Raw genomic sequence first — 6,251 nt, forward strand, 5'->3', positions numbered from 1 at the left:
CGATTTTCTCCGCGGACTGGTCAAGAACTCTGTGATCGTACGCCTTCAAACGGATACGAATCTTTTGCTTCGCCATGGTGAAAATCCCTCCTTCTATCGCCCAATTTTGTAATCGGACATACTCCGCGAAAATTCTCCGACCGTCTTGAACACCGCAATTCCCTCTTCATGGCAAAGGGGCCGGGTGTGTCGGCAACCTCTCGCATCATCGCACAGTCACAGACCAACGCTCACTATAATATCAAAATTCATAGGCATACGTCAAGGAAAACGTTCCGCGATTATACATATTAATTTTGCCAGCGGAAAAACGGTATGTCGGCGGCGGCCGAATCGAACAATAAGCGTGCCGCTTCTTCGACCTCTGCTCCGAAAATGGGTTTGCGCCCAGCGGAACTGGGTTTCCGTCTACCGGCCCTCTGCATAGTCTACACTAGACTGATGCGGAAGGAGTTACCCCCATTGAGGAGAAAAACGAAGAAGCCTCAGCGAATCGTCAGTCCCCGATTCGACGAGATGCATTGGATCGATAAAGCCGTGAAACCGCGCCCGCTGCCCGTCGAGCCTCCGGAGGAAGAAAAATTGACCGTGAAGCATGTGGCGGCCGCAGCGGAAGAGGAAATTCCCGAAGTGGTCGAAAACGACAATGCGGACATCGAGGCGCTTGCGGAAGCGATGTTCCTCGAGACGGAAGCCGGCTCCCCGTCGGAGCTCGACGAACTCCCGGAACCGCCTGCCGTCGCAGAGGATTCTGACGGCCGCGACCCCGGAGACCGCGCCGAAACCGAGGCCGAGCTCGAGCTGCGACGGGAAACCATCGTGGGACCTATCGTTTATACCGAGGATATCGCCGACGGCGCCGTCACGAACGACAAACTCGCGAACCGCTCGATCGACGGCGGCAAGCTTCGCTCGCGCACCGTCGGTTCCGAGGAACTCGCGGACTATGCGGTGACGGACATCAAGCTGGCCGACGGGAGCGTCGCCTCCCGCCAGCTCGCCGACGCCGCCGTCGACAATCGCCACCTGCGCAACCAATCGGTCACCAGCGAAAAGCTGGCGTTTCGCTCCGTTCTCGGCGCTCATCTGGCCGACGGCAGCATAACGCCGATCAAGTTGGCTGACAAAATCATCGACGCCAACAAAATCGCCGACGGCTCGATCACGAATCGCCACCTGGCGCTCGGCTCCATTTCTGGCGAGCTTCTCGTCGACGGCACCGTCACGTCGGAGAAAATCGCGAACAGCGGCATCCATACCCACCACCTCGCCAATCAATCCGTCAATTCGATCAAGCTCGCCCACCTTTCCATCACCAGCGATAAGCTCGTCGCCCGCGCCGTCACGGAAGAGAAGCTCGACGATCAAGCCGTGGATACGCGGCATATTAAACCGAAAGCCGTTACGGCGGAGCATATCCAGGACGACAGCATCGACGCCGCGATGATTCGCGACGGCGCCGTGACGACGGACGCGATCGCGCCCTGCGCGGTGACGCGCGATCGGCTCGCGCCGTCCAGCGTCGACGCCGATCATCTCGTCGACGGAGCCGTCGGCACCGACAAGCTCGCCGACGAAGCCGTCACCGAAGACAAACTCGCCTTCGGCGCGGTCCGCCGCGGCCATATCGCCGAAGCGGCGATCTCGAGCGAAGCGCTCGCCGACGGCAGCGTCGAAGGGCGTCACCTCGCGGACGGCGCCGTCGACACGGAGCATATTCGGTACGGCGCGATCACGACGCCGCTGCTCACCGACCGGTCGGTGACCGAGGATAAGCTGGCGCCGGAAGCCGTCACGGGACGGCACGTCGCGGAACGCGCGATCGACACGCCGCATCTCGCGGAAGACTCGATTACGGAAGACAAAATCGCGAATCGCTCCGTCACGACGTCGAAGCTGGCCGAGGGCGCGGTGACCGCCGCGAAGCTCGCGGACGGCAGCGTCGGCGGCGACAAGATCGCGAACGCGTCGATCGGCGGGCATCATCTTCGATCCGCGTCCGTCTCCTCCGTTCATCTGGAGCGGAGCGCCGTCACCGGCGACCATCTCGCCGAAGACGCCGTCACCGGAGATAAAATCGCGGAAGACTCGATCGCGGGCGTCCATATCGCGGCCGAGACGATTCGAGGTTACCATCTCGCGCCCGGCACGATTCGCGCCCCTCATCTCGATCAAAGCTCGGTGACCGCCGACAAGATCGCCAACCTCGCGGTGACGTCGGATAAAATTCGACCGTTCTCCGTCGGCGCCGACCACCTGCAAGCGGGCAGCGTCACGTCCGAAAAGCTGAGCCGCGAGGCGGTGCAATCCGGCCACATCGAGGGCGGAGCCGTCGGATCGCGGCATATCGCCGACGGCGCGATCGCTCCCTCTCACTTCGCGGCGAACAGCGTGCCCGCGAGCGCGCTGCAACCGGGCTCCGTCGACGGCTTGCGGCTTGCGGAGGGCGCCGTCGGAGCGAAGCATATCGAAGCCGACGCCGTGAAGACGCGGCATATCGCCGACGATGCGATCGCCGGCGCGCACATCCAAGAGAACGCGGTACAGAGCCGACATCTCGCGGAGCATTCGGTGAAATCGGTTCACCTGACGACCGAATGCGTACAGGGGAAGCATCTCGCCGCCGAAGCCGTGCAAAGCGTCCATATTCGAGCGAGTTCGGTGCTTTCCGATCATGTGGCGGAACGGGCCGTATCGCCGCACCACTTGGCGGACCACGCCGTTGAAGGGCGCGCCGTCGCGCCTCGCGCGATTCGCTCCGAGCATCTTCAGGACGGGGCGGTCTTCACGCGGCATCTGGCCGACGGCATCGTCGCAACGCAGCATCTGCAGCCGGGCGCCGTGACGCGCGCGCATCTCGCCGAAGGCGTGCTGGACATCGCGGACAGCAGCTTGGACGGCTCCAAGCTTGCGCCGGAATCGATCGACGCGCGGCACCTCGCCGACGGGTCCGTCACCGGGGGTAAGCTCGCGCCTCGCTCCGTGGAATCCCTTCATATTATAGAAGGTTCGGTCGGCGCCGAGCAGCTTGCGGACGATGCGGTGACAACGGAGAAATTGGCCCCCGGCAGCGTCACGTCCGACATCTTGTCCGCTTCTTCCGTCGGCTCCGCCCATCTGGCGAGCGGCGCGGTGAAAGCCAGCCATCTCGCGGACGGCGCCGTCTCGAGCCGCCATCTGCAGCCCGGCGCCGTGACGCGCGCGCATCTCGCCGAAGGGGTGCTGGATATCGCGGACGAAAGCTTGGACGGCTCCAAGCTGGCGTCGGCATCGATCGAGGCGCGGCATCTTGCGAACGGCGCCGTCGCCGGGGAGAACCTTGCGCCCGACTCGGTCGGCCCGGCGCATCTGCGCGCAAACGCGGTCGGGACTGCTCATCTGCAGGATGCTTCGATCACGACGGCGAAGCTGGCGGCGGGCAGCGTCGCGTCCGAAGCGTTAGCCCCGGCCTCCGTCTCCTCGGAGCACATCGCGGACGGCGCGGTCGGCGCGGCGCATATTCAGCCTGCTTCCATCGCAGGCGCGCATCTTGCGCCCGGCAGCATCGAGCGGTCCCATATCGCGGAAGGCGCGCTGGACTTGGAGGACGGCAGCTTGCAAGGCTCGAAGCTGGCGGCGGAATCGATCGCGGAGCATCATCTTGCGGAAGGCGCCGTCACAAGCGGCAAAATCGCGCCGGACGCCGTTCATGCCGTCCATCTGCGCGAAGGCTCCGTCGGCCCCGTTCAGCTTCGGGAAGGCGCGGTCACGGCGGATAAGCTGGCGGCGGGCAGCGTCGCGTCCGAAGCGTTGGCCCCGGCCTCCGTCACCTCGGAGCACATCGCGGACGGCGCGGTAGAAACGGCGCATATTCGGAAAATGGCCATCGGCCTCCATCATCTGCAGCCGGGCATCATTCATCGCCAGCATCTTGCGGACGGCATTCTCGATCTCGAGGACGACAGCGTCGTCGGTTCGAAACTCGCGAACGGCGCTGTCGAAGCCCGCCATCTCGCGCAAGGCGCCGTCACCGAGGATAAGCTTGCGCAGAACTCCGTGCGCTGGGGCCACATCGGCGAAGACGCCGTCGGCACCGACCAGCTTCGGGACGGATCGGTGACGACGGCGAAGCTGATCGCGGGCAGCGTTACGTCCGACATCCTGGCGGATTCCTCCGTCGCCTCGGAACATCTCGCCGAAGGCGCAGTGCTCGGCCGCCACATCGGCGAACAATCGATTTCGGCGGCTCATCTGCAGCCCGGCATCGTCGCCCGCGCCCATCTTGCCGAAGGCGTGCTGGACCTCGCCGACGACAGCGTTACCGGAACGAAGCTCGCGAACGGAGCCGTCGAAGGCCGCCATCTCGCGAACGGAACCGTGACCTCGGAGAAGCTTGCTCCGAACGCCGTGCGGGCGGAACATCTGAACGGAAACTCCGTCGGCTCCGAGCAGCTTCGAGATGCATCGGTAACGTCGGAAAAGTTAGCACCGGGCAGCGTCGTTTCCGGTCATTTGGCGGCTTCCTCCGTCGCCTCCGAGCATCTTGCGGACGGCGCGGTACTGTCGGGCCATATCGGCAAGCAGTCGATTTCGGCGGTTCATCTGCAGCCCGGCATCGTCGCCCGCTCCCATCTCGCCGAAGGCGTGCTGGATCTTGCCGACGCCAGCGTCGACGGCTCGAAGCTCGCTGACGGGGCCGTCGGCGAACGCCATCTCGCGGAGGGAGCGGTCACGGAAGAGAAGCTTGCCCCGAACGCGGTGCGCTCGTATCACTTGAGTCAGGATTCCGTCGGCACCGAGCAGCTTCTGGACGAATCGGTGACGACGGCGAAGCTGGCCGCAGGCAGCGTCACGTCCGACATTCTGGCCGCTTCTTCGGTCACGTCCGAGCATCTTGCCGCCGGCTCGGTATTGGCGGGCCATATCGGCAAGCAGTCGATTTCGACGATGCACCTGCAGCCCGGCATTGTCACTCGCTTTCATCTCGCCGAAGGCGTTCTGGATGTGGCGGACGGCAGTCTCGAAGGCTCGAAGCTGCGCGATGCGTCGATCGACGCGCGCCATCTCGCGGACGGCGCCGTTACCGAGCGGAAGCTCGCCTCGAACGCCGTGCGGTCGGAGCATCTCGGCGGGGGCTCCGTCGGCACCGAGCAGCTTCGAGACGATTCGGTGACGACGGCGAAACTGGCTGCGAACAGCGTCACATCTGACATCTTGGCCGCCTCCTCTGTTGCGTCGGAACATCTCGCGGACAGCGCCGTCACCGAGCGGAAGATTGCCCCGAACGCCGTGCGGTCGGAGCATCTCGGCGGAGGGTCCGTCGGCACCGAGCAGCTTCGAGACGATTCGGTGACGACGGCGAAGCTGGCTGCGAACAGCGTCACATCCGATATCTTGGCCGTTTCCTCTGTTGCGTCGGAACATCTCGCCGACGGCGCGGTGCATGCGCGTCATATCGGGGAACGGACGATCTCGGCGGATCATCTGCAGCCCGGCATCGTCACTCGCGAACATCTCGCCGATGGCGTGCTCGACATCGCCGATGGCAGCGTCGACCGTTCGAAGCTCAGCGATGGGGCCGTCGAACGACGCCATCTGGCGAACGGCGCCGTCACCGAGGAGAAGCTTGCCCCGAACGCCGTACGGGCGGAGCATCTCGACGAAGGCTCCGTCGGCGCCGACCAGCTGCAAAACAGCGCCGTGCAAGCCCGGCACATTCAGGACGGCTCGATCGGTCCCGAAAAGCTGTCGCCCGCGTTGGCTCAATCCGTCAATCTTGGCGCATCGCTGCAGTGCGGAACGATTCCCTTCACGTTCGGACCGCTGGACCCCAGCGTCGACGTGGAAGTCGTCTTCCCGCGGCCGTTCGCGCATCCGAATTTCGCGATCGTGGCGACGACCAATCATAGCTCGTGTTTTGTCTCCGTCACGTCGCAAACGGAGCGATCGGCCATCCTTACAATTACGAAAATTCACATCGGCTTGCTCCCGCAAGGCGCATTGAACTGGATCGCTATGGGATGATAAAGCAGCAACGCCTCTGATCGCGAATGCGATCAGGGGCGTTGTTTCGTTGCATCCATGGGAAAAAGAAAAACGCCCCGGTCGCGTGAGCGAATCGAGGCGTTTGCAGGCTTGGCGGCGTCCTACTCTCCCGGGACCCTGCGGTCCAAGTACCATCGGCGCTGGAAGGCTTAACGTTCGTGTTCGGGATGGGTACGCGTGGTTCCCTTCCGCCATTACCACCAAACCTAAGTGATGTTTCCGCCAAG

Annotated in this window: 1 protein-coding gene, 1 rRNA gene and 1 pseudogene; 1 reads left to right on the forward strand and 2 read right to left on the reverse strand. The window is 63.9% G+C overall.

Annotated features, from left to right (window positions below):
• A pseudogene (locus tag VE009_RS27160) lies at positions 1-76 on the reverse strand (30S ribosomal protein S10); the annotation flags it as partial.
• A 386-nt stretch (positions 77-462) separates the two neighbouring features.
• Between VE009_RS27160 and VE009_RS27165 the strand changes: the two are divergent.
• Positions 463-6,003 (forward strand): WIAG-tail domain, encoded by a 5,541-nt coding sequence (locus VE009_RS27165; RefSeq protein WP_325013283.1) that lies wholly within the window; start codon positions 463-465, stop codon positions 6,001-6,003.
• A gap of 109 nt (positions 6,004-6,112) precedes the next feature.
• Here the strand turns inward: VE009_RS27165 and rrf are convergent.
• Positions 6,113-6,229 (reverse strand): 5S ribosomal RNA (gene rrf, locus VE009_RS27170).
• Positions 6,230-6,251: the final 22 nt, after the last annotated feature.

Origin of the sequence: Paenibacillus sp. (genome assembly GCF_035645195.1) — a bacterium.
Lineage (GTDB): Bacteria > Bacillota > Bacilli > Paenibacillales > YIM-B00363 > Paenibacillus_AE.